This window comes from Bradyrhizobium niftali, from assembly GCF_004571025.1.
GTDB classification, from domain to species: domain Bacteria; phylum Pseudomonadota; class Alphaproteobacteria; order Rhizobiales; family Xanthobacteraceae; genus Bradyrhizobium; species Bradyrhizobium niftali.
In genome coordinates, this window is sequence record NZ_SPQT01000021.1 from 53901 (window position 1) to 77026 (window position 23126).

26 protein-coding genes and 2 pseudogenes are annotated in these 23126 nt (G+C 65.0%); 15 read left to right on the plus strand and 13 right to left on the minus strand.

The genetic code is table 11. From position 1 onward, the window contains the following. Positions 1-65 precede the first annotated feature (65 nt). Positions 66-1160, plus strand: a pseudogene (locus E4K65_RS30295) (DNA-processing protein DprA). Here E4K65_RS30295 and E4K65_RS30300 read toward each other — a convergent pair. Further along, positions 1157-1579 (minus strand): winged helix-turn-helix transcriptional regulator, encoded by a 423-nt coding sequence (locus E4K65_RS30300; protein ID WP_135177241.1) that lies wholly within the window; start codon positions 1577-1579, stop codon positions 1157-1159. The pseudogene E4K65_RS30295 and the gene E4K65_RS30300 overlap by 4 nt on opposite strands. Positions 1580-1662: 83 nt before the next feature. Between E4K65_RS30300 and E4K65_RS30305 the strand changes: the two genes are divergently transcribed. After that, the gene (locus tag E4K65_RS30305) at positions 1663-2271 is read left to right on the plus strand and encodes an FMN-dependent NADH-azoreductase (protein ID WP_135177242.1); all 609 of its coding nucleotides are present in this window, start codon (positions 1663-1665) and stop codon (positions 2269-2271) included. A 61-nt stretch (positions 2272-2332) separates the two neighbouring features. Here E4K65_RS30305 and E4K65_RS30310 read toward each other — a convergent pair whose 3' ends face one another. Beyond that, on the minus strand, positions 2333-2515 hold the full coding sequence (locus E4K65_RS30310) for a hypothetical protein (RefSeq protein ID WP_135177243.1): 183 nt from the start codon (positions 2513-2515) through the stop codon (positions 2333-2335). 176 nt (positions 2516-2691) lie between these two features. Continuing rightward, complete coding sequence (locus tag E4K65_RS30315) at positions 2692-3465, minus strand: SDR family oxidoreductase (protein ID WP_027547204.1); 774 nt, start codon at positions 3463-3465, stop codon at positions 2692-2694. A gap of 121 nt (positions 3466-3586) precedes the next feature. Between E4K65_RS30315 and E4K65_RS30320 the strand changes: the two genes are divergently transcribed. Further along, positions 3587-4066, plus strand: coding sequence for a winged helix-turn-helix transcriptional regulator (locus tag E4K65_RS30320; RefSeq protein ID WP_135177245.1), 480 nt, complete (start codon positions 3587-3589; stop codon positions 4064-4066). Here E4K65_RS30320 and E4K65_RS30325 read toward each other — a convergent pair. Further along, on the minus strand, positions 4017-4412 hold the full coding sequence (locus E4K65_RS30325; RefSeq protein ID WP_135177246.1) for a hypothetical protein: 396 nt from the start codon (positions 4410-4412) through the stop codon (positions 4017-4019). The genes E4K65_RS30320 and E4K65_RS30325 overlap by 50 nt on opposite strands. A gap of 55 nt (positions 4413-4467) precedes the next feature. Then, positions 4468-4707, minus strand: coding sequence for a hypothetical protein (locus E4K65_RS30330; protein ID WP_167771270.1), 240 nt, complete (start codon positions 4705-4707; stop codon positions 4468-4470). A 228-nt stretch (positions 4708-4935) separates the two neighbouring features. On the opposite strand from E4K65_RS30330, the gene topA reads away from it, so the two are divergent. The 4 genes from topA to E4K65_RS30350 are packed head-to-tail and all read left to right on the plus strand — an operon-like array spanning position 4936 to position 11237. Further along, complete coding sequence (gene topA, locus E4K65_RS30335; RefSeq protein ID WP_135177248.1) at positions 4936-7680, plus strand: type I DNA topoisomerase; 2745 nt, start codon at positions 4936-4938, stop codon at positions 7678-7680. A 7-nt stretch (positions 7681-7687) separates the two neighbouring features. Continuing rightward, a complete protein-coding gene (gene rnr / locus E4K65_RS30340) occupies positions 7688-10027 on the plus strand; it encodes a ribonuclease R (protein WP_135177249.1) in 2340 nt (779 codons plus the stop codon). After that, positions 10021-10461: a DUF983 domain-containing protein gene (locus E4K65_RS30345; protein WP_135177250.1), complete on the plus strand. Its 441-nt coding sequence runs from the start codon at positions 10021-10023 to the stop codon at positions 10459-10461. The genes rnr and E4K65_RS30345 overlap by 7 nt, the downstream gene beginning before the upstream one ends. Before the next feature lie 26 nt (positions 10462-10487). Beyond that, entirely contained in the window at positions 10488-11237 is a 750-nt protein-coding gene (locus E4K65_RS30350) for an NUDIX hydrolase (RefSeq protein WP_135177251.1), read from the plus strand. Between the two features lie 42 nt (positions 11238-11279). Here E4K65_RS30350 and E4K65_RS30355 read toward each other — a convergent pair whose 3' ends face one another. Further along, positions 11280-11816: a hypothetical protein gene (locus tag E4K65_RS30355; RefSeq protein ID WP_135177252.1), complete on the minus strand. Its 537-nt coding sequence runs from the start codon at positions 11814-11816 to the stop codon at positions 11280-11282. 314 nt (positions 11817-12130) lie between these two features. Between E4K65_RS30355 and E4K65_RS30360 the strand changes: the two genes are divergently transcribed. Together E4K65_RS30360 and rpmG are read left to right on the plus strand one after the other, a co-directional pair. Beyond that, a complete protein-coding gene (locus E4K65_RS30360; protein ID WP_135177253.1) occupies positions 12131-13456 on the plus strand; it encodes an LLM class flavin-dependent oxidoreductase in 1326 nt (441 codons plus the stop codon). A 208-nt stretch (positions 13457-13664) separates the two neighbouring features. Beyond that, entirely contained in the window at positions 13665-13832 is a 168-nt protein-coding gene (gene rpmG / locus E4K65_RS30365) for a 50S ribosomal protein L33 (protein WP_007603295.1), read from the plus strand. Positions 13833-14006: 174 nt separating this feature from the next. Here rpmG and E4K65_RS30370 read toward each other — a convergent pair. Next, a pseudogene (locus E4K65_RS30370) lies at positions 14007-14313 on the minus strand (GIY-YIG nuclease family protein). 387 nt (positions 14314-14700) lie between these two features. Between E4K65_RS30370 and E4K65_RS30380 the strand changes: the two are divergent. Continuing rightward, positions 14701-14967, plus strand: coding sequence for a DUF3551 domain-containing protein (locus E4K65_RS30380; protein ID WP_430649043.1), 267 nt, complete (start codon positions 14701-14703; stop codon positions 14965-14967). Between the two features lie 21 nt (positions 14968-14988). Here the strand turns inward: E4K65_RS30380 and E4K65_RS30385 are convergent, their stop codons facing one another. After that, positions 14989-16227 (minus strand): MFS transporter, encoded by a 1239-nt coding sequence (locus E4K65_RS30385; protein ID WP_135177255.1) that lies wholly within the window; start codon positions 16225-16227, stop codon positions 14989-14991. A gap of 129 nt (positions 16228-16356) precedes the next feature. On the opposite strand from E4K65_RS30385, the gene E4K65_RS30390 reads away from it, so the two are divergent. Beyond that, a complete protein-coding gene (locus tag E4K65_RS30390) occupies positions 16357-16983 on the plus strand; it encodes a TetR/AcrR family transcriptional regulator (RefSeq protein ID WP_135177256.1) in 627 nt (208 codons plus the stop codon). 332 nt (positions 16984-17315) lie between these two features. Here E4K65_RS30390 and E4K65_RS30395 read toward each other — a convergent pair whose 3' ends face one another. Both E4K65_RS30395 and E4K65_RS30400 read right to left on the minus strand, forming a co-directional pair. Continuing rightward, a complete protein-coding gene (locus tag E4K65_RS30395; protein WP_135177257.1) occupies positions 17316-18689 on the minus strand; it encodes a PleD family two-component system response regulator in 1374 nt (457 codons plus the stop codon). A 14-nt stretch (positions 18690-18703) separates the two neighbouring features. Next, positions 18704-19069: a response regulator gene (locus E4K65_RS30400; RefSeq protein WP_027547216.1), complete on the minus strand. Its 366-nt coding sequence runs from the start codon at positions 19067-19069 to the stop codon at positions 18704-18706. Between the two features lie 237 nt (positions 19070-19306). On the opposite strand from E4K65_RS30400, the gene E4K65_RS30405 reads away from it, so the two are divergent. Continuing rightward, on the plus strand, positions 19307-19618 hold the full coding sequence (locus E4K65_RS30405; protein WP_011087883.1) for a DUF3572 domain-containing protein: 312 nt from the start codon (positions 19307-19309) through the stop codon (positions 19616-19618). Then, entirely contained in the window at positions 19615-20919 is a 1305-nt protein-coding gene (locus tag E4K65_RS30410; RefSeq protein WP_135177258.1) for a DNA polymerase IV, read from the plus strand. Before E4K65_RS30405 ends, E4K65_RS30410 begins: the two co-directional genes overlap by 4 nt. A gap of 16 nt (positions 20920-20935) precedes the next feature. Here E4K65_RS30410 and E4K65_RS47670 read toward each other — a convergent pair whose 3' ends face one another. Continuing rightward, positions 20936-21091 (minus strand): hypothetical protein, encoded by a 156-nt coding sequence (locus E4K65_RS47670; RefSeq protein WP_162832276.1) that lies wholly within the window; start codon positions 21089-21091, stop codon positions 20936-20938. A 199-nt stretch (positions 21092-21290) separates the two neighbouring features. Between E4K65_RS47670 and E4K65_RS30420 the strand changes: the two genes are divergently transcribed. Both E4K65_RS30420 and E4K65_RS30425 read left to right on the plus strand, forming a co-directional pair. Further along, on the plus strand, positions 21291-21698 hold the full coding sequence (locus E4K65_RS30420; RefSeq protein ID WP_135177260.1) for an ACT domain-containing protein: 408 nt from the start codon (positions 21291-21293) through the stop codon (positions 21696-21698). A gap of 74 nt (positions 21699-21772) precedes the next feature. Continuing rightward, entirely contained in the window at positions 21773-22177 is a 405-nt protein-coding gene (locus E4K65_RS30425; RefSeq protein WP_209312098.1) for a nuclear transport factor 2 family protein, read from the plus strand. On the opposite strand, the gene E4K65_RS30430 is transcribed toward E4K65_RS30425, so the two are convergent. After that, complete coding sequence (locus E4K65_RS30430) at positions 22154-22594, minus strand: MerR family transcriptional regulator (protein WP_135177262.1); 441 nt, start codon at positions 22592-22594, stop codon at positions 22154-22156. The genes E4K65_RS30425 and E4K65_RS30430 overlap by 24 nt on opposite strands. Positions 22595-22652: 58 nt before the next feature. Then, positions 22653-23054 carry a RidA family protein gene (locus E4K65_RS30435; RefSeq protein ID WP_135177263.1) on the minus strand — a complete coding sequence of 134 codons (402 nt, stop codon included), beginning with the start codon at positions 23052-23054 and terminating at the stop codon, positions 22653-22655. Positions 23055-23126 lie beyond the last annotated feature (72 nt).

Below are 23126 nucleotides of genomic sequence, written 5' to 3' on the forward strand. Positions count from 1 at the left end.
CCCTTAGCATTGCGACGAGGTCGCGCGAGCGCACGACGCTGTTGCCCACGCCCTCAGGTTGTTCCATGCTGTGCCTGCAAGGAGACACCGTGGACGCCATCAACAACAGCGTGGAGCTGACCGAGCTAGAGCGGATCGACCGCCTGCGGCTGATCCGCTCCGACAATGTCGGACCGCGCACCTTCCGCTCGCTGGTCGATCATTTCGGCACGGCGCGACCTGGCGCGCCGCGGCGGCGCGGCGCGGTCGGGGCGCATCTGTAGCGCGGACGAGGCGAAAGCCGAGCTCGCCGCCAGCCGCAAATTCGGCATCGCCTGGCTCGCGCCCGGCGAGGACGGCTATCCGGCGCGGCTTTCGACGCTCGATGACGCCCCGCCACTGCTCGCTGTGCGCGGCGATGTCGCGACCTTGATGCGGCCGATGATCGCGATCGTCGGCTCGCGCAACGCCTCGGGCGCCGGCTTGAAATTCGCCGGACAGTTGGCCCGCGAGCTCGGCGAAGCCGGCTTCGTCATCATCTCGGGGCTCGCCCGCGGCGTCGATCAGGCCGCGCATCGCACCAGCGTCGAGAGCGGCACGATCGCATCTATCCGCCCGAGCACGGCGATTTGCTCGGATCGATCCTCGACCACGCGGGCGCGGCGATCTCCGAGATGCCGCTCGGCCACGAGCCGCGCGCCCGCGACTTCCCCCGCCGCAACCGTCTGATCTCGGGCGCTTCGCTCGGCGTGGTCGTGGTGGAGGCGGCCCACCGCTCGGGCTCGCTGATCACCGCGCGCATGGCGGCCGAACAGGGCCGCGAGGTGTTCGCGGTGCCAGGCTCGCCGCTCGATCCGCGCGCCGCCGGCACCAACGATCTGATCAAGCAGGGCGCAACGCTCGTCACCGAAGCCGCCGACGTCATCAACGCGGTCGCACCGATCATGGAGCGGCCGCTGATGCATCGGGCGCGCGAGCCCGACAGCGAGCCGTTCGAAACCGATCCGCAGACGCACGACCGCGACCAGATCATCGGCCTGCTCGGCCCTGTGCCGATCTCGCTCGACGATCTCGTCCGGATGTCCGGCGCCTCGCCGGCCATCGTCCGCACCGTGCTGCTGGAGCTCGAACTCGCCGGCCGGCTCGAACGCCACGGTGGCGGATTGGTGTCGCTGCTTTAGTGCTCGCCGCGCTTGTCGAACCGCGTCCGTGCGGCCTCGATCTGCGCCAGATGCTCCATCGCCCACTTGCCGAGCGCCTCAACGGGCCGCGACAGGCCGCGGCCGAGATCGGTCAGCTCATAGTCCACGCGCGGCGGAATGGTCGGGAAGATCGTGCGCGTGACGAGGCCGTCACGCTCCAGCCCGCGCAACGTCAAGGTCAGCATCCGCTGCGAGATGCCGTTGATCATGCGCTTGAGCTCGTTGAAGCGCTTCGGTCCGTCGCCGAGCATCATGATGACGAACACGCTCCATTTGTCGCCGACGCGGGACAGCACGGAGGCGACCCCGCGGCAGTCCGCATGGTTGGGATCGGGCCTTTGACCCGACCTTGGCGAAGCAGGCAGATCGATGTGCGCAGGTTTCAATAATGTGTCCATGGCTCAAAAAAGTGCGTTCTTGCGGGGATTTCGATGGTCACTCATGTAGTGCGGGTTACAAATCTATACCATGGGTGACCTCAATGAAACTCCTCCATATCGACTCCAGCGTGCTCGGCCCCCACTCCGTCAGCCGGCAGGTTTCCGCCGCCATCGTCGACCGTCTGCGGCAGGCGACGCCCTCGCTGGACATCGTCTATCGCGACCTGACCCAGACCCCGCTCGCCCACCTCTCCGGCTCGCATCTGGCGGCCGCGCAAGGCGCGCCTGCGCCGGCGGAACTCGGACCGGACCTTGCCGCGAGCGTGGCCGTGCTCAACGAGTTCCTCGCTGCCGACATCGTCGTGATCGGCGCGCCCATGTACAATTTCACCATCCCGAGCCAGCTCAAGGCCTGGATCGATCGTATCCTGGTGGCGGGGAAGACGTTCCAATACGGCGCGAACGGCCCGCAGGGCCTTGCCGGCGGCAAGCGGGTGATCGTAGCGATCTCGCGCGGCGGCTTTTACGGCGCGGAGACGCCATACGCGGCCGGCGAACATCTCGAAACCTATCTGCGCTGGGTGTTCGGCTTCATCGGCATCACCGATCCCGAGTTCATCTCCGCCGACGGCATCCAGATCGGGCCGGATCATCGTGAGAAAGCGCTGGCTGGTGCACTTCAGGCAGCCACCAGCCTTCAGGCGGCGTGAGGCTCACGCCACCCGCAACGGCCGCTGCCGGAACCCGGCGGCGGCTGACAGATCGCACGGGCTAAAACCAGGCGCCCTGCATGCCCAGGATGACGGCCACGAGCGAAATGAACAGGCCGATGCCGGAGAAAAGGACCACCGCGATGAGCTCCGATTTGTCGGAGCGCCTGGCGGGAATGGCGGAACGCTCGGTGAAAATGCGCGGTGATGAAATCGACGAAAAAATGCGAGCTGCCTTTGGCATCACGGGCTCCCTGAAAATGAGTCTTATGACCCTCTGCCCGTAAAAGTGTCTTGGCAGCTTGCACCAAGGTTCAACCTCATCACGCAAGGTTCAGAAAATACATCCTGCAGGACGAGAAAACCGGCCGGCGCAACCGATGTGGCCGCGCCGACCGATTCAATTTGCACTTGATTTGATCAGCCGCGATAGATCGGCGCGCCGCTCGGAGAGGCGACTGCGCCGCCATCGACGAAAATCTCCTGACCTTGAATATGCGCGGAGTCATCGGAGGCGAGGAACAGCACCGTCTTGGAAATGTGATCGGGTTCACCGATGCGGCCGAGCGGCGTCGACAGCGCGATCCGCTTCTCAAACGCCTTCTCGGCTTCGGGCGTTGCGATCGCAGCGCCCCAGATCGGCGTGCGGATCGCGCCGGGCGCGACGACGTTGACGCGGATGCCGCGCGGCGACAGCTCCGAGGCCATGATCCGCGCCATCGCCCGCACGCCGGCCTTCGCCGCGCCGTACGCGGAGTAACCGGGGATGCCCAGCACCGAGATCACCGAGCCGTTGAGGATGATCGAGGCGTTGTCGTTGAGATAAGGCAGCGCGGACTGAACCGTGAAGAACACGCCGGTGAGGTTCGTGCTGATCACCTTCTCGAAGACCTCCAGCGTCGCCGCACCGAGCGGCGTGCTGCCGGGAATGCCGGCATTGGCGAACACGATGTCGAACTTGCCGAACTTCTCGGCGCCCTGCCTGATCGCGGCTTCGGTGGCGGCGATGTCGGTGGCATCAGCAACGACCGCAAGCGCGTTCGGGCCGAGTTCCTTGGCGGCAGCCGCCAGCGTCTCCTTGTTGCGCCCGGTGATCACCACCTTGGCGCCCTCGGCCACGAACAGCTTTGCCGTCGCAAGACCGATGCCGCCGTTGCCGCCCGTAATCAATGCCGTCTTGTTCTTCAGTCTCACGTTCGCCTCCAGTGGTTTCATAATGAAACTAAGTTGCCATCTAGGCCATTTGGTTTTATGATGCAACCACACAAGCGCGTGATCGCCACCGGAATCGGGCGAACGCGAAAGGACCAAGACGATGGTGAAACGAACCAGCTTCGAGGGCGATGCCTGCCCGATCGCGCGCTCGCTGGAGGCGATCGGCGATTGGTGGTCGCTCTTGATCATCCGCGAGGCGCTGTTCGGCCTGCGCCGCTTCGGCGAGTTTCAGAGCAAGCTCGGCATGGCCAAGAACATTCTGGCCGCGCGGCTGCGCGCGCTGGTCGATCACGGCATTCTGGAAACCGCCCCCGCCTCCGACGGCAGCGCCTATTCTGAATATTTGCTGACGCCGAAGGGCCGCGGCACCTTCCCGATCCTGGTCGCGCTCCGGCAATGGAGCGAGGCCTTCGACGATCACCCCGAGGAAATCGCAACCATCCTGGTCGATCGCGAGAAAGGTCGCCCGGTGCGGAAGCTCGAGCTGCGCGCGGAGGACGGACGGCTGCTCGCACCGGACGACACGGCGCTCAAACCGCGCCGCTCATCGAAGATGGTTGGCCGGAGCCGGTCCGGCTAGTCTGGCATCCGACGAGAGTAACCCGGCGGACGGTCTTGATGCGGTCATTGCTCTGGTGCCGGCCGAACACGACATCATAGTTGAGATCATAGACGCAGCCGACCTTCATTGCGGCAAATTCCGCATTGCGCTGGATCACGTAGTTGCCCGCTGGATCCGTCTTGAGATGGACGATGCCGGGCTCCGCCCATGCCTGGTCGACGCCGCGATAGATGACGCGATCCGTCCGGCCGGCCATCACGAACCAGAGGATCAATCCTCCGATCAGCAAGGCGGCGATGACGAGGCTGCGGGCGTCGCTGCGAAGTTTTTCGGCCAGGGGCGAGAGATTGAAGGCGTTTTTCACATCGGCTTAGTCGCCGGCAACAGCGCGGCAGTTCACGAGCAAGGCTCGCCATCCCTCACGACAGCTTGCGCCTGGTCCGCAGCCGCAGGTGCTCGTCGGCCTCCAGCTGCGTCATCCCTAAGAGATAATGCAGCACGTCGAGCCTGTGGCGCTCGGCGAGCTTGCGCAGCACCGCCACCTGCTCGGCGATGAAGGCAACCGCCTCGTCGGCGCCGCCCTCTCCCGGTTCCTCGAGGCGCGAGCCTTCCGGCGCGCCTGATGCGGCGCGCGCCCGTTTCCTTCCTGGCTTAGTCACCAGACCCCACCCCGAATCCATGCCCCGCGGGAACATTACGCCCACATCGATCGCAACTCCAAGGTGGTAATTTGCAACTTTCTCGATATGAAACTTTTCCCATCGCGGCCGCTTTCTGCACCCCTCGATTTGACAGCGACGACCTCACCACCCATGTTCGGTTCGAAACGGCCGACCCGAATCTCGTCGAATTCGGCCCAGAATTTCCCCGTAAGTTACTGGAACTACATGAATATCGTCATTGTGGAGTCGCCGGCGAAAGCCAAGACGATCAACAAGTATTTGGGCTCGTCCTATGAGGTTCTGGCCTCGTTCGGACATGTCCGCGACCTGCCGGCGAAGAACGGTTCCGTCGATCCCGACGCCAATTTCAAGATGATCTGGGAGGTCGACCCCAAGGCGGCCGGCCGGCTCAACGATATCGCCAAGTCTCTGAAGAACGCCGACCGCCTGATTCTCGCCACCGACCCTGATCGCGAGGGCGAGGCCATCTCCTGGCACGTGCTGGAGGTGCTGAAGGAGAAGCGCGCGCTCAAGGACCAGAAGATCGAGCGCGTGGTGTTCAACGCCATCACCAAGCAGGCGGTCACGGACGCGATGAAGCATCCGCGCCAGATCGACGGCGCGCTGGTCGACGCCTATATGGCGCGCCGCGCGCTGGACTATCTGGTCGGCTTCACCCTCTCCCCCGTGCTGTGGCGCAAGCTGCCGGGCGCCCGCTCGGCCGGCCGCGTGCAGTCGGTGGCGCTGCGCCTCGTCTGCGACCGCGAGCTTGAGATCGAGAAGTTCGTGCCGCGCGAATATTGGTCGCTGATCGCAACCCTGCTGACCCCGCGCGGCGACGCGTTCGAGGCGCGCCTCGTCGGCGCCGACGGCAAGAAGATCCAGCGGCTCGACATCGGCACCGGCGCGGAAGCCGAAGACTTCAAGAAGGCGCTGGAAGCGGCCGCCTACGCGGTCACCACGGTCGACGCGAAGCCCGCCCGGCGCAATCCGCAGGCGCCCTTCACCACGTCCACGCTGCAGCAGGAAGCCAGCCGCAAATACGGCTTTGCGCCGGCGCACACGATGCGCATCGCCCAGCGCCTCTATGAAGGCATCGACATCGGCGGCGAGACCACCGGACTCATTACTTATATGCGTACCGACGGCGTGCAGATCGATCCGTCCGCGATCACCCAGGCGCGCAAGGTGATCGGCGAGGATTACGGCAACGCCTACGTGCCGGAGGCCCCGCGCCAGTACCAGGCCAAGGCCAAGAACGCCCAGGAAGCGCACGAAGCGATCCGCCCGACCGACATGTCCCGCCGCCCGGACAGCATGAGCCGCAAGCTCGATTCCGATCAGGCGCGGCTCTACGAGCTGATCTGGAAGCGCACCATCGCGAGCCAGATGGAAGCGGCCGAGCTCGAGCGCACCACCGTCGACATCACCGCGAAAGTGGGCGGCCGCACGCTGGAGCTGCGCGCCACCGGCCAGGTCGTCAAGTTCGACGGCTTCCTCGCGCTCTACCAGGAAGGCCGCGACGACGAGGAGGACGAGGACTCCCGCCGCCTGCCCGCCATGAGCGCCGGCGACGGCCTGAAGCGGCAGTCGCTCGCCGTCACCCAGCATTTCACCGAGCCGCCGCCGCGCTTCTCGGAAGCCTCGCTGGTCAAGCGCATGGAGGAGCTCGGCATCGGCCGGCCCTCGACCTATGCCTCGATCCTCCAGGTCCTGAAGGACCGCGGCTACGTCAAGCTCGAGAAGAAGCGCCTGCACGGCGAGGACAAGGGCCGCGTCGTGGTCGCGTTCCTCGAAAGCTTCTTCAGCCGCTACGTCGAGTACGACTTCACCGCCAATCTGGAAGAGCAGCTCGATCGCATCTCCAACAACGAGATCTCCTGGCAGCAGGTGCTGAAGGATTTCTGGAGCGGCTTCATCGGCGCCGTCGACGAGATCAAGGACTTGCGCGTGGCGCAGGTGCTTGATGTGCTCGACGACATGCTCGGACAGCACATCTACCCGCCCCGCGCCGACGGTGGCGACATCAGGCAGTGCCCGAGCTGCGGCAACGGCAGGCTCAATCTCAAGGCCGGCAAGTTCGGCGCCTTCGTCGGCTGCTCGAACTATCCGGAGTGCCGCTACACCCGCCAGCTCGCCGCCGACAGCGAGGCGACCGCCGACCGTTCGCTCGGCCAGGATCCCGACACCGGCTTCGACGTCTGGGTCAAGGCCGGCCGCTTCGGGCCCTATATCCAGCTCGGCGAGCAGAAGGATTATGAGGAAGGCGAGAAGCCGAAGCGCGCGGGCATCCCCAAGGGCACCTCTCCGAGCGATGTCGAGCTTGAGCTTGCGCTGAAACTGTTGTCGCTGCCGCGCGAGATCGGCAAGCATCCCGAAACCGGTCAGCCGATCACCGCCGGCCTCGGCCGCTTCGGGCCGTTCGTGAAGCACGAGAAGACCTATGCCAGCCTCGAGGCCGGCGACGAAGTCTTCGACATCGGCCTCAACCGCGCGGTGACGCTGATCGCGGAAAAGGTCGCCAAAGGCCCGAGCCGCCGCTTCGGCGCCGACCCCGGCAAGGCGATCGGCGATCATCCGACGCTCGGCACCGTCACCGTGAAGAGCGGCCGCTACGGCGCCTATGTCACCGCGGGCGGCGTCAACGCGACGATCCCGGCCGAGTTCGAAAAGGACACCGTCACGCTGCCGCAGGCGATCGCGCTGATCGACGAGCGCGCAGCCAAGGGCGGCGGCAAGACCAAGGCGAAGAAAGCCGCGAAGCCGGCCAAGGCCAAGAAGGCCGCGGCGAAGGCCGCGGACGGCGATGATGCCACGCCCAAACCCAAGAAACCGGCCGCGAAGAAAGCCGCGGCCAAATCCGAATCCACCAGCAAGGCGCGCGCCGCCGTGTCGTCGACTGCAAAGACGTCGCCGACCAAGGCCGCCGCCACCAAGGCTCCGGCCAAGAAGAGTGCCGGCAAGAATTAGAGGTTAAGTGAAACGCAAGAATGACCGTGGCTTTCCCGACAGGCAAGCCATCGTCGCCTTCATCAAGGCAAATCAAGGAAACGTCGGCACCCGCGAAATTGCGCGCGAGTTCGGCCTGAAGAACGCCGATCGCGTCGAGCTCAAGCGCATGCTGCGCGAGCTCGCCGACGACGGGACCATCAAGAAGAAGCGCCACAAGGTCTCGGAACCAGACACCCTGCCGTCGACGCTGGTCGGCGACATCACCGGCCGCGACTCCGATGGCGAGCTGATCGCCTCCCCCACCGAATGGGACGAGGTCGAAAGCGGCGAACCGCCCAAAATCCTGATCGTCATGCCGCGCCGGCCGAAGCCCGGCACCGCCGCCGGCGTCGGCGACCGCGCGCTGCTGCGCGTCGAGCGCCTCGACGAGGCCGAAGGCCCGGCCTATCGCGGCCACATCATCAAGGTCTTCGACAAGGCCAAGAGCCGCATCCTCGGCGTGTTCCGCGAGCTGCCGGAAGGCGGCGGACGGCTGATCCCCGTCGACAAGAAGTCTGCCGACCGCGAGCTGAACATCGCCGCGGCCGACACGCACGGCGCCCGGGACGGCGACCTCGTCAGCGTCGACATCATCCGCTCACGCGCCTTTGGCCTCGCCTCAGGCCGCGTCAAGGAGAAGCTCGGCTCGGTCAAGTCGGAGAAGGCGATCAGCCTGATCGCGATCTACGCCCACGACATCCCGCTGCAATTCCGCCCCGCGGCAGAGCGCGAGGCGGAAGCCGCAGAACCCGCGAACCTGAAGGGGCGCGAGGACTGGCGCGACGTTCCGCTCGTCACCATCGATCCGCCTGATGCCAAGGACCACGACGACGCGGTGCATGCGCAGGCCGATGACGATCCCAACAACAAGGGCGGCTTCATCGTCAACGTCGCCATTGCGGATGTGAGCTTCTACGTCCGGCCGGGCACCGCGCTCGACCGCGACGCGCTCGACCGCGGCAACTCGGTCTATTTCCCCGACCGCGTCGTGCCGATGCTGCCCGAGCGCATCTCCAACAATCTCTGCTCGCTGGTGCCGGGCGAGCCGCGCGGCGCGCTCGCGGTGCGGATGGTGATCGGCCCGGACGGCCGCAAGCGCTCGCACACCTTCCACCGCATCCTGATGCGATCGGCGGCCAAGCTCAATTACGCGCAGGCGCAGGCCGCGATCGACGGCCGGCCGGATGACACCACCGGCCCCCTGCTCGATCCGATCCTGAGGCCGCTCTATGCCGCCTATGCCTGCGTCAAGCGCGCGCGCGACGAGCGCGATCCGCTCAATCTCGATCTGCCCGAGCGCAAGATCCTCCTGAAGAGCGACGGCACCGTCGATCGCGTCGTCGTGCCTGAGCGTCTCGACGCGCACAAGCTGATCGAGGAGTTCATGATCCTCGCCAACGTCGCGGCCGCCGAGATGCTGGAGAAGAAGTCGCTGCCGCTGATCTACCGCGTGCATGACGAGCCGACGCTGGAGAAGGTCCACGCGCTCGCGGAGTTTCTGGAGACGCTCGACGTTCCCTTCGCCAAATCAGGCGCGCTGCGCCCGGCCCTGTTCAACCGCGTGCTGGCGCAGCTCGAAGGCCACGACCACTTCCCGCTGGTGAGCGAAGTCGTGCTGCGCGCGCAGGCGCAGGCCGAATATTCCGCCGAGAATTACGGTCATTTCGGCCTCAACCTGCGCCGCTACGCGCATTTCACCTCGCCGATCCGCCGCTATGCCGACCTCGTCGTGCACCGCGCGCTGGTCCGCGCGCTCGGCCTCGGCGAAGGCGCCCTGCCCGACAGCGAGACGCCGGAAAGCCTCGGCGAGGTCGCCGCCCACATCTCGGTGACCGAACGGCGCGCGATGAAGGCGGAACGCGAGACCGTCGACCGGCTGATCGCCCATCACCTCGCCGACCGCATCGGCGCCAGTTTCCAGGGCCGCGTCTCCGGCGTCACGCGCGCTGGCCTGTTCGTCAAGCTGAGCGAGACCGGTGCCGACGGCCTGATCCCGATCCGATCCCTTGGCACGGAATATTTCAACTATGACGAGAGCCGCCACGCCCTCGTCGGCACGCGCAGCGGCACCATGCATCAGCTGGGTGACGTGGTCGACGTCCGTCTGATAGAAGCAGCCCCCGTCGCAGGCGCGCTGCGCTTCGAGCTGCTGTCGTCGAGCGGCGAGACCGCGCCGCAGGGCCGCAGGCGACCTGGTCCGCAACGCCGCCCCTCGCTCAAGGCACATCCCGGACGCAGTCCGGCGAAGAAGCACAAGCCGAAGAAGCCCGGCAAGGGCAAGAAGATCAAAGGAAAAGGCAAGGGCCAAAAGGGCAAGGCATGGTGACGATGAGCACGGCCCCGAAGATCTGGACGCGCGAGACCGGCCTCGTCGAGAAGCGCGACGTCTGGACGGCGATGAAGCGCGGCTTTCGCGGCCGCTGCCCGCGTTGCGGCGAAGGCAAGCTGTTCCGCGCCTTCCTGAAGACTGCTGATCATTGCTCGGTGTGCAGCCTCGACTTCACGCCGCATCGCGCCGACGATTTGCCCGCCTATCTCGTCATCGTCATCGTCGGCCACATCGTGGTGCCCGGCATCCTCTGGATCGAGACCAACTACACGACGCCGGTCTGGCTCAGCTTCGCAGCCTATCTGCCCTTCACGTTCTTCGCCTCGCTCGCGTTGCTCCAGCCGGTCAAGGGAGCCGTGGTCGGATTGCAATGGGCTCTGCGCATGCACGGCTTTGACGACAACCCTCCGGATGGTATTCCGCCGGTGTAAGCAAATAAGAAGCGTTGGGTGAGGACATGACGGATACGGCGCAGGTAGCGGACAAGTCAAAGGTCCACGAGGAGAAGGAAGCCGACCATCATCCCTATTTCCGCCCGAAGGATGCGGCGACACTGATCCTGGTCGATCGCAGCGGCACCGTTCCAAAAGTCCTGGTCGGCAAGCGCCACGACAAGGTGGTGTTCATGCCCGGCAAGTTCGTCTTCCCCGGCGGCCGTGTCGACAAGGCCGACTACCGCGTCCCGTGTGCCGCCCCCATCACCGCCGAGCTGGAAGCCAATCTCGCCAAGGGCAGCCCGAAGACGCCGGCCTCACGCGCCAAGTCGCTGGCGATCGCCGCGATCCGCGAGGCCTGCGAAGAGACCGGCCTCTGCCTCGGGCGCAAGGCCGAGGGCAAGGCCAGGCTCGAAGGCCCGTGGCAACCATTCGCTGATGCGGGCCTGCTGCCCGACCCCTCGAGCCTGTTCCTGATCGCGCGCGCCATCACCCCGCCCGGCCGCGTCAAGCGGTTCGACACGCGCTTCTTCACCGCGGATGCCTCCGCGATCACCCATCGCGTCGAGGGCGTGATCCATGCGGATGCCGAGCTGGTCGAGCTGGTCTGGGTCGAGCTCGGCTCGAAGCCGCTCGCCGATCTGCATCCGATGACGCGCAACGTGCTCAACGAGCTCGACACGCGCCTTGCCACCGGCCCGCTTCGCCACGACGCGCCGGTGCCGTTCTTCCATTTCTACGGCGGCAAGATGCAGAAGGATATTTTGAGCTGATCGGCTCTTCGGGGCGCCCCGGAATGACGGGAACGCGCTGGCCTAGTCCGCCTCGGGCTCGGTGCCGACATAGTCGCGCGCCGGTAGTTTGAGCGCCCGCCCGATCCCGCCCGCGAGCTTATCGGCCTCCTCGCGCCTGGTGAAGCTCATCAGGTTGATCGGCTCGGTGCCCTCGCTGCCGCAGAGATTGACGTCATAGGTCGTCAGATCCGCGTCGTAGTCGTCGGTGATGCTGATGAAATGATAGTCGGCGAGATTGCGGTGCTTGCGAATATTCAGCGGGCCGAACTGGCTGGTGATGACGATCTGGCGCAGCGTCTCGTTGAGCACGACGAAATAGCGGAACGTGAGCAGGATCAGGCCGGGGATGCCGACGAGCAGCCCGAGGCCCGTGAACACCAGCACCGGCACGAGGTCATCGGCGAGCCGGCCGAAGCCGGAAAAATCCTGGCGCAGGCCGAGCGCGACATTCCAGAGCAGATAGCTGCTCGCCGCCAGCAGCGGCAGCAGCCGGCCGATCCAGGGCAGGGGGCGGTCGATGCGGACCATGCCGCCATCCACTGTCATCGCGCCTGCCATTCAACGTCTCCTCGCGGGGTCATGGCTTGGTCGGAGCGAGCGGCGGAATGGTTCGATGTGCCTCTCCTTCGTCATTCCGGGGCGCGCCCCTTGGCGCGAGCTATGATGCGCAATTGCGCATCTAAGAATCCATCCCGCGTCAGTCTCTCTGCGGCCCGATGGATTCCGGGCTCGCCGCTCCGCGACGCCCCGGAATGACGCAATTGTGCTGAGCGTGTCGCGAAAAACAAAAAATTCTTCCCGCCTGCCCCAATGGCAGAGTTCCTCCGCATCCCTATGTCTTTGCGAACGACACCCAGAACGGATACGGGGCGATGGCACAACGGCAACTCAAGCTTGGCGCGTTCATGCGCCCGATCAGCATCCACACCGGCGCCTGGCGCTATCCGGGGGCCTGGCCGGACGCCAATTTCAATTTCGGTCACATCAAGACGCTGATCCGGAAGCTCGAGGCCGGCAAGTTCGACGCCTTCTTCATGGCCGATCATCTCGCCGTGCTGAACATGCCGATCAACGCGCTCAAGCGCAGCCACACGGTGACGTCGTTCGAGCCGTTCACGCTGCTGTCGGCGCTCGCCGCGGTCACCGAGCGGATCGGTCTGATCGCGACGGGCTCGACCACGTTCGACGAGCCCTATCACGTCGCGCGCCGCTTCGCCTCGCTCGACCATCTCAGCGGCGGGCGTGCGGGGTGGAACATCGTCACCACCTCGAACCCGGATGCCGCGCTGAATTTCGGTCTCGACGACCACATGGAGCACGCCGAGCGCTACAAGCGCGCCCGCGAATTCTATGACGTGGTCACGGGCCTCTGGGATTCCTTCGCCGACGACGCCTTCGTGCGCGACGTCGAGGACGGGCTGTTCTTCGATCCTTCGAAGATGCATACGCTCGATCACAACGGCAAATATCTGAAGGTGCGCGGGCCCCTCAACATCGCCCGCCCGGTGCAGGGCTGGCCGGTGATCGTGCAGGCCGGCGCCTCCGAGGACGGCAGGCAGCTCGCGGCCGAGACGGCGGAGGCCGTGTTCACCGGCGGCGGCAGCCTCGCCGACGGGCAGAAGCTCTATGCCGACATCAAGGGCCGCATGGCAAAGGTCGGCCGCGATCCCGAGCACCTGAAAATCCTACCCGGCGCCTTCGTCGTGGTCGGCGACAGCGTCGACGAAGCCAAGGAGAAGCGCGCCCTCCTCGACAGCCGCGTGCACTACGACAGCGCGATCGCCTCGCTCTCGGTCATCCTCGGCACCGATGCCTCCGGTTTTGATCCGGACGGACCGCTCCCCGAAATCCCCGAGACCAACGCCAGCAAGAGCGGCCGGCAGCGCATGGTCGATCTCGCCGCGCGCGAAAAACTCACCGTGCGCCAGCTCGCCCAGCGCGTCGGCGGCTATGGCGGGCTCGCCTTCGTCGGCACCGCCAAGACCATCGCCGACCAGATGGAGGAATGGCTGGTCGGGCGAGGCTCGGACGGCTTCAACATCATGTTCCCGTTCCTGCCCGCCGGCCTCGACGATTTCGTCGACAAGGTGGTCCCGGAGCTCCAGCGCCGCGGGATCTTCCGGAAAGAGTATGAAGGGACCACTTTGAGGGAGAATCTGGGCCTGCCGCGGCCGAAAAACCGGTTCTTTGAGGGGTAATCGGTCCGATTTGAGTGGTTTTGGAGCCCTAGAGACCCGTACGGGGCTCTAGGTTGCTGTTTTTGACGCGTTTTCTCGACGCGAACCGGTACCCACTTCGCTGGAAAACGCTTCGAAACCTTGACATCAGGCGGTTTCTGGCTAGGTTGCCGGCCAACGCGGGCCGTTTGGCCGGCTCCAGATTCCCCAATATTCTGAGGTTCAGAACATGGCCAAAGCGGTCACCATCAAGGTCAAGCTCGTGTCCTCAGCCGACACCGGCTTCTACTACGTCGCCAAGAAGAATTCGCGCACCATGACCGACAAGCTGGTCAAGAAGAAGTACGACCCGGTCGCGCGCAAGCACGTCGAATTCCGCGAAGCCAAGATCAAGTAAGATCGCGGGATACGCTGAAGGACTTTGACGGGGCCTCACGGCCCCGTTTTTATTTTAGATCCGTCATCCCCGCGCAACGGCGAAGCCGTTGTCGCTGGAGGTGCGAGCCAAGCGGCGCAACGCGCCGTTTGGAGAGCCTCGAAGGATGAACGGCCCCGGCAGCCGCATCGCCTCTTACTTCTTCGGCCTAGGCGCTCCAGCGCGACGGCGCGCAAACTGGCTCACCGATTTCCAGTCCGAGCGAACAAAAGCTTCCGTCTTGACCCGGCTCCAGCCCTTGAGCTGCCGCTCGACAGCGATCCCGTCAGTTATCCGATCGAAATACTCGGACCACACCAAAACGACCGGGCGCCGCGAAAAAGTGTACCCCGGATAAGCACCGGCATTGTGCTCGTCGACTCGCTTGGACACATCTCCGCCGGTCGCGCTCCCGATATAGAAGGAGCCGTCTGCATTTCAGCATGAACATATAGATGCCCAAAACATCATCCTTCGGGCTCTCCGCGCGGTGCTACGCACCGCACGGCTCGCACCTCGTCAGATGCGCGCTGATGCAAACCCTCTCGTATTTCGGGAAGCTTCCGGAAAGACAGCCGGCATCGCGACTTCAGGCGCTGGCTCGGCGACTGCGCCTTCCGCTTCCCGTCTCGGTCAAGGTGAACGTCGCGGCGTCCTAGCAAGCTCTGGCAGGCGTCTTCCGTCTGGCTACGCCGTTCGCAACAGCGGCGGCGGAGTCGGCCCGATCAGCGCAAACGCGATCTGGACAATGCCGGCGGCAACGGCCAGCAAAGCCGGGCCGGCTCCTTTCAGGCTCCAATTGTTTTCAGAATGCTCTATGATCTGTCGGCTTTAGATGATGGAGGGTCGAATGCGACTCGCTTTGTTCGTTGTCTTCATGCTGGTGGGGCTTTCGTCCGCCGCAAACGCTGAACGCGACTATCCTTGGTGCGTCTTCGGTGGCCAGCTCGGCTATTCCGGCGACTGCATGTATGTGACGAGAGAGCAGTGCCTGGCATCGGCGTCCGGCCGGTCGAACACCTATTGTGATATCAACCCGCGCGTGAGGTTCAGGCAGGAAGCTCCGCGTCGGATGACGTGCGACTCCCAGGGTCGCCGATGCGCGCCAAAACCGTGAGCCTTGTGAGCTCGCGTCCGGTTAAGCCGTCCGCAGCACCGGCGCCGGCGGTTGCGACGGCCGGATCAGCGCGAATGCGACCTGCACGATACCGCCGGCGAGGCCCAGTGCCACGCCGATGCGCCAGGCCATCGTGTACGATCCGAGCGCGTCATACAGCACCCCTCCCCCGTAAGCGCCGAGGAAGCTGCCGATCTGGTGGCTCATGAAGGCAAGGCCCTGGATCATGGCCTGCCAGCGCAGGCCGAACATCTCGGCGACCGCGCCTGCCACCAGCGGCCCTACTCCCATCCACAGGAAGCCCATGATGGCGCCGAACAGCAGCGTCGAGAACGACGTCGCCGGCAGCATGAAGTACCAGGCGAGCGCGAGCGAGCGCAGGATGTAGATCGCGCCCAGCAGCGCGAGCTTGTTCCAGCGCTGGCCGGCCCAGCCGAAGAACAGCGAGCCCAGCACGTTGAAGCCGCCGATCATGCCGAGCGTCTGCGCGCTCAGCATCGGATCGAGACCGCAGATCGCGAGATAAGACGGCAGATGCGTGGTCAGGAACACAAGCTGCATGCCGCAGACGAGATAGGCGCAGGTCATCACCACGAAGGAGGCATTGCCGAACGCCGTCCTCGCCGCCGTCGCGGCCGTGGCGTCGCCGATGTCGTCGGCGGACGGCTTCGGCAGCGGAATCCTGTCGACGCGCCCGGCATACCAGGCGGCGGGGATCATCAGCACCGACATGATGACGAAGCCGGCGAGCCCGATGCGCCAGCCAAAGCCTTCGTTGAGCAGCTGCCCGATCGGCGCCGACAGCAGCGCGCCGAGCGAGCCCGCGCCGGAGACGATGCCGAGCACGGTGGAGCGCACCGTCTCGGGCACCGCGCGCGCCGCCACCGACATCGCGATCGCCGCCGCCGTGCAGGCCAGCGACGTCCCGATCAGCACGCCGGCGCCAATCATGATGCTGACGAGCCCGTTCGCGGTCGCCATCAGGATCAGGCCCACGATGTACATCAGCGCGCCCACGATCATGATCGGGCGGAAGCCGTAGCGCACCGTCATCGCGCCGGCGAGCGGCTGGAGGAAGCCCCAGGCGAGGTTCTGCACGGCCAGCGCCAGCGTGAAATCCGAGATCGAAATGTGGATGTCATGTGTCAAAGGCTGCATGAAGATCCCGAGGCTCTGCCGCAGCCCCATGCTCAGCGTCAGCATGATCGAGGCGCCGATCAGGATGGGCAATGTCGGACGCAGGACCTGCAACAGGGGCATGTTCTTCTCCCTCGTCGGCGCGGCGCGCGCACCAGCGTCTGCAATATCAGTTGATTTTGGTTACACAGACCTGTGTACTTAGGCTATGAAAGGTCCAGGCTGTCAAGCGAAGAGGACGCGCGCTGTTGCATGGCTCCCCCGCCGACCAAACAGACGATGAAAGAGCGGATCCTCGAGACCGCCGACAAGCTGTTCTATCTGCAAGGCATTCGCGCCATCGGCGTCGACACCATCGCGGCCGAGATCGGCATCTCCAAGCGCACGCTCTACAACCACTTCCCCTCCAAGGACGCGCTGATCGCGGCTTACCTCGAGCGCCGGTTCGTGCAGCCGCGTCCGTCCGACAAGCCGCCGGCCGAGCAGATCCTCGCCACCTTCGATTCGCTGGAGCGGCGCTTTGCGGCCAAGGATTTTCGCGGCTGCCCGTTCGTGAATGCGGTCGCTGAGCTCGGCCCGGCGGACCGCGCCGTGAAGAAGATCGCAATCGCCTTCAAGGAAAGCCGCCGCGTCTGGTTTCGCGAGCGGCTCAACGAGCTCGGCGTCACGGAGGCTGATGCACTCGCCACCCAGCTCGTGCTGCTCGTCGACGGCTCCATCGCCCAGGACCTCGTGCGCGACGACCCCGCGATGGCGCGCGCCGCGAAGGAAGCGGCGAAGGTGCTGCTGCGGAATGCGGGGGTGGATGTGGGGGATGGTGGTGATGGTGGTGATGGTACGGTGAAGCAGGTGAAGCGGCACAAGCGCGCTCCACAATAATCGCTGTCGTCCCGGACAAGCGCAGCGAAGCGGAGCGCAGATCCGGGACCCATAACCACAGGGAGGAATTTGGCGAAGACTCGTGGTTAGCTGACCGCGCCATAACCCCTCCCTGGGGTTATGGGTCCCGGCCTTCGCCGGGACGACACTGGGTACGTGGCCGCAGCATTGGCCCCGCTACCCGACCCTACTAAAATGCGCCTGTCTTGCCCGACGAGTCAAACGGCGTTGCCGCCAGCGCACGCCCTTTTGCCGCCCGCGTAAGCCATTGATCCGACTACTGCCGGCTACTGTGCATGGGGTTGTTTTCGCGACTTTTGTGCGAGCGGCCCTCACGCCGCCTGCGACACCACGCGGTTGCGGCCGTCGTGCTTGGCGCGATACAGCGCAGTGTCGGCGCGCTTGAGGACGTCGGCGACCGCCTCGCCCTTCTGCTCCAGCGTGGTCAGCCCGATTGAGATCGTGACCTCGATGCGCTTGGTGCCCTTGTGGATCGCGAACGGTTCGCCCGCGATCGAGCGGCGCAGGCGCTCGGCGACCATGCCGGCGACATGGAGATCGGTCTCCGGCATCACGATGACGAACTCCTCGCCGCCGTAGCGGCAGGCCAGATCAATGCCGCGGATCGACTTGCGGACGCGCACCGCGAATTCGCGCAGCACGTCGTCGCCGGCATCGTGGCCGTAATTGTCGTTGATCGACTTGAAATAGTCGATGTCCAGGATCATCAGCGCCAGGGGCTTGCCGCGCGTCGCGGCCTGCTCGGCCAGCGTCGCCAGATGACTCTCCATGTAGCGGCGATTGTGCAGGCCGGTGAGCGCATCCGTGATCGCCATCTCGATCGAGTTCTGCACGTTGTCGCGCAGATGATCGGTGTAGCGGCGGCGGCGGATCTGGGTGCGGGCGCGCGCCAAGAGCTCGGTCTTGTCGATCGGACGCAGCAGATAGTCGTTGACGCCGATCTCGAGGCCGCGGAGCAGCCGCGTCGAGTTCTCGGGGTCCGCGATCGCCAGGATCGGCACGTGGCGCGTGCGCTCCAGCGAGCGCGCCTGGCTGCATAGCCTGAGGCCGTCGAAATTGTTGAGGTCGAGCGAGACGATCAGCAGGTCGTAATTGCCCTCGGCGGCGTGGAACAGCGCTTCGGTCGGGTTCGGCTCGACATCGACGGTGTGCTCGGCGGCAAGCAGCGTTGCCAGCCGCTCATAGGAGGACTGGCGGTCGTCGACCAGCAGGATTCGGCCGCCCTTGCCGGTGTCGGCGACTGCAGTGCGCTCCGGCGCGTGCATGCCGATCTCGAGCGAGGTGATGGCGCGCATGCGCAGCTCGTCGGTCATCATCTTCAGCCGCGTCAGCGAGCGCACGCGCGCGATCAGCACGACGTCGGAGACGGGTTTGGTGAGGAAATCGTCGGCGCCGGCTTCGAGCCCGCGGTTGCGGTCGGACGGGCTGTCGAGCGCGGTGACCATCACGACAGGGATGTGGTGCGTCGCCGGATCGGTCTTCAGGCGGCGGCAGACCTCGAAGCCGTCCATGTCGGGCATCATCACGTCGAGCAGGATGATGTCGCATTCGGCGCGGCTGGCCAGCACCAACGCCTCGGCGCCGTTCGAGGCGGTCATCACGTCGAAATATTCGGCGGACAGGCGGGCTTCGAGGAGTTTGACGTTGGCAGGAACGTCATCGACAACCAGGATACGCGCGGACACTTTGCACTCACTTCCTATCCGATGAAACGCCGGACCGTCTCAATGAATTTGCCGACCGAGATCGGCTTGGACAAATAGGCTTCGCAGCCGCCCTCGCGGATGCGCTCTTCGTCGCCCTTCATCGCGAAGGCCGTGACCGCGACGACGGGAATGGCGCGCAGCTCCGGATCGTCCTTGATCCAGCGCGTCACCTCCAGGCCCGAGACCTGCGGCAGTTGGATATCCATCAGCACGAGGTCGGGCCGCATCTTCCGAACGAGATCCAGCGCCTCGTAGCCGTTGCTGGTGCCCGTGGTCTGGTAGCCGTGCGCCTCCAACAGGTCGCGGAAGAGCTTCATGTTGAGCTCGTTGTCTTCCACGATCAGGACGGTCTTAGCCATCCCGTCCTCCTGATTGGCACGAAGCCCGATACATGTGACGCCTCAGGCGCCGCTCCCCGGCGCTTCGAAAACTGGATTCAAACTAGCCTCAGATTCGCTCTAGTTTCGTTAAACCCGAGGGGCCACTTTCTGCGATGTGGTTTCCAGTTGCTTGTCGGGGGTCGCAAGACTCAGGCGCGAGACTCGGGCATATTCCAAAGTAGACACTGAAAGTTAACGGAAAGGCAAACCGGCCCCTTGAAAAAGCCTGTTCACAACCCCCGCGAAGTCGCTGAAATCGTTGCGATTCAGGCATTGTCCTTTGTCGCGGGCGAGCCCGAGCGGCTGGGCCTGTTCCTGGCCGAGACAGGTGTCGGCCCGGAGACCCTGCGGAACGCCGCCTCGGACCCGAATTTCCTCCTCAGCGTCCTCGATTTCGTGCTGCGCGATGACGCGACCGTGAAGGCCTTTGCCACGGCCTCGGAGCTGCATCCGACCAACGTTGCAGCGGCGCGGCAGGTGCTGGGCGATGCGCTCGGCGACCGGACCTGGGAGCGCGACGTGCCGTGAGCGTCCTGGAGGCGGCCGGGCCCCGCTGCTTCTGCCGGGACTGCCTGGCCGATCTGGATGTTGACGTGCAGAAGCTGGGCGTGCGGCGCTGCTCGGCTTGCGGTTCCCCCCGCCTCGTCCGCCATCGTGCGCTCTCGAGCCTGACCATCGCCCATATCGATTGCGATGCCTTCTACGCCACGGTCGAGAAGCGCGACAATCCTGACATCGCCGACAAGCCCGTCATCATCGGCGGGGGCAAGCGCGGCGTCGTGTCGGCCGCCTGCTACATCGCACGCACCTATGGCGTCCGCTCCGCCATGCCGATGTTCAAGGCGCTGGAAGCCTGCCCGCACGCGATCGTGATCCGACCCGACATGGCGAAATATGTCCGCGTCGGCCGCGAGGTGCGCCAGGCCATGCAGGCGCTGACGCCGCTGGTCGAGCCGCTCTCGATCGACGAGGCCTTCCTCGACCTCTCCGGCACCGAACGGGTTCACGGCATGATCCCGGCAAAGGTGCTGGCGCGGTTTGCCCGCAACGTCGAACGCGACATCGGCATCAGCGTCTCGGTCGGCCTGTCCTGCAACAAGTTCCTGGCCAAGATCGCCTCCGATCTCGACAAGCCGCGCGGCTTTGCCGCACTCGATCAGGAGGAAGCGCGTTCGATGCTGGCTTCGAGGCCGGTCGGCTTTATCTTCGGCGTGGGCCCTGCGACGCAGGAACGCCTGGTCCAACGCGGCTTCCGCATCATCGCCGACCTTCAGAAGGCCGACGAGATCGAGATGATGCGGCAATTTCCGAGCGACGGCCGCCGGCTGTGGCGTCTTGCCCGCGGCATCGACGACCGCCGCGTCGAGCCCGATCGCGGCGCCAAGACGATCTCCAGCGAGACCACGTTCGAAACCGACATCCGCGATTTCGCGACGCTGGAGAAGATTCTCTGGCGCCTCTGCGAGAAAACGTCGTCGCGGCTGAAGAGCAGCGAGCTCGCCGGCTCGACCGTCACGCTGAAGCTGAAGACTTCCGACTTCCGCCAGCGCACCCGCTCGCAGTCGATCGCAGCGCCAACGCAGCTCGCCGCAAAGATCTTTTCGATCTGCCGCGAGATGCTGGCCAAGGAGATCGACGGCACCGCCTTCCGCCTGATGGGTGCCGGCGTCAGCGCGCTGCGCGAAGGCTCGCCCGCCGACGACACCGACATGCTCGACCGCCGCGCCGCCCACGCCGAGCGCGCCGTCGACAGCCTGCGCAAGAAGTTCGGCAGCGCCGCGGTGATCCGCGGCATCGCCTATGATGGGCCGGAGAAGGCGCGGGAGTGATAGAGCCCTGCTCAACTCAGTCGCGTTCGAAGATCCGTGCACCCGGATAGACGCGCCTGGCATACTGAACGACCAACTGCCGATCCTGAGTTTCCAGGAACGGAGTTCGGATCTGACAAGACCCGACAATGAGGTGCCACAAGCCGTTGAGTTTTCGAATGACGACGTTCATTTGAGCCTCTTCGCAGTGACCCGAGTGGACTCAAATTGTAAGAATCTCCCGCCGTCGCTCAATTGTACCAGCGTAAGGTCAGCGTATGAGAAGGATTAGGAAAGATATACAAAGGTATGTCGACCATGGCTCCAACAGCTTCCGGCATCGATAGCTTGGCGAGGGCTCAAATGGTCCTACCCGCTCGCGGACTGACACTATGACAGGCGAATGCGGTCTCGACGCGCTGCTGAGGAACATGAAGCCGGAGATGCAGCCCGGCACCTTCGTGTTTTGCACGATCCCATCCGGCGAGCCCATTCCCGCAGCGGTCAACCCACTGCTGACGTTCCGCGAGCAGGAAGGAACGACGCTGGCGATCCTGCGCGAAGAGGCCGAGGCATCAGGCTTACGCCACGCGTTTGCCTCGCGCCTGATCACGCTGACGGTTCACTCCGCGCTCGATGCGGTAGGCTTTCTGGCGGCCATCACGGCGCGACTGGCCGACGCCGGCATCAGCGTGAATGCGGTTTCGGCCTTCCACCACGATCATCTTTTCGTGCCTGCCGACAGGGCCGATGAAGCGATGGCTCTCTTGCATGACAGGTTCGGTCCGAAACAGGGTTGATTGAGCTTGATCTAGAGCATGCTCTAGCCTGTAAAGAGATGGCTGGCCTCGATTCAAGGAGACAGCCCATGACAGTGACCGACAACAAGGCGCTCATTCAGGACATCATGGATGCGCGCGCACGCCGCGACCCCAACCCGTTCATCGCCGCGATGGCAGATGACTTCGTCTGGCGGATCACCGGCTCGACGGCCTGGTCCGGCGAGTATGTCGGCAAGGCCGACGTGCTGGAGCGCCTGATGAGGCCTCTCCACCGACAATTCACCGCCCCCACCAGCCTCACGGCATCCCGCATCATTGCTGAAGGCGATTACGTCGTCGCCGAGTGCCGGGGCAATGCGACGACGCTTGCCGGCGAGCTCTACGCCAACACCTACTGCTTCGTCATTCGCATGGCGGACGGAAAACTGCGCGAGCTGACCGAGTACATGGACACCGCATTGGTCGAGAGGGTGCTAAGGCCGCCCGGCAGCCAATGAGGCCGGCGCAGCCTTGAGGCGTCCATGCGGCGATACGGCGGGTCTTTCACCGCCGGCGATCCACTCCTCATAGAATTCGACCTTGGCTTCGATGAGCGCCAAAGCCTGCGACCAACGCTGGATGTTGTCCTGCACGCGCTGCTGGTGGGCTGCGAGCAGCGCGTGACGCGCGTTCAGCGTTGCTTCGCCCCGTTTCGCAAGCGCCGCATATTCGCGCATCTGCTTGACCGACATGCCGGTGCCACGCAGGCGCTCCATCAGATCCAACCAGCCAACGTGAAAATCGCTGTAGACGCGCCGTCCCCCGCGATCCCTGATAACGCCGGGGATCAAACCCTGAGCTTCATACCAACGGATGGTGTGAATACTGCGGCCCGTTCGGCTGGCGACCTCTCCGATGCGAAGCTCCCGCGACATGGTCTTCCCTCTCGTTCGAAACCGCCTCACAAGGCTCAACCCATCCTGCGCGGTCTCCTCAATCCGCGACCGCCACCGCCTCGATCTCGATCAGCCATTCCGGCGCGGCAAGCGCGGTGACGCCGACGAGGGTGGAGGCCGGCGGCTCCATGCCTTCGAAGAAGGCCGAGCGGGCCTTGCCGATGATCGGGCGCAGTTCCGGCTTGTAGTTCACCACGAAGGTCGTGATCTTGACGATGTTGGCGTAGCTCGCGCCGGCAGCTTTCAGCGCGTGGCCGAGATTCTGCATCACCTGCGTCGTCTGCGCGGCGAGATCGCCCTCGCCGACGATCCGCCCCTCCTCGTCGGTCGACACCTGGCCCGAGATGTAGATCGTCCGCGCGCCCGTGGCGGTGACGACGTGGGAATAGGCCGGATTGTGATGCAGGCCGCTGGGGCGGAGATGGTCGAGCTTGGGCATGGTGCTTGCCTCCCGGAGTTTGTGGTTGGGAGAGAGCGTAGCTGGAGAGGGTCCCGAGGGCTAGCCCGTCAT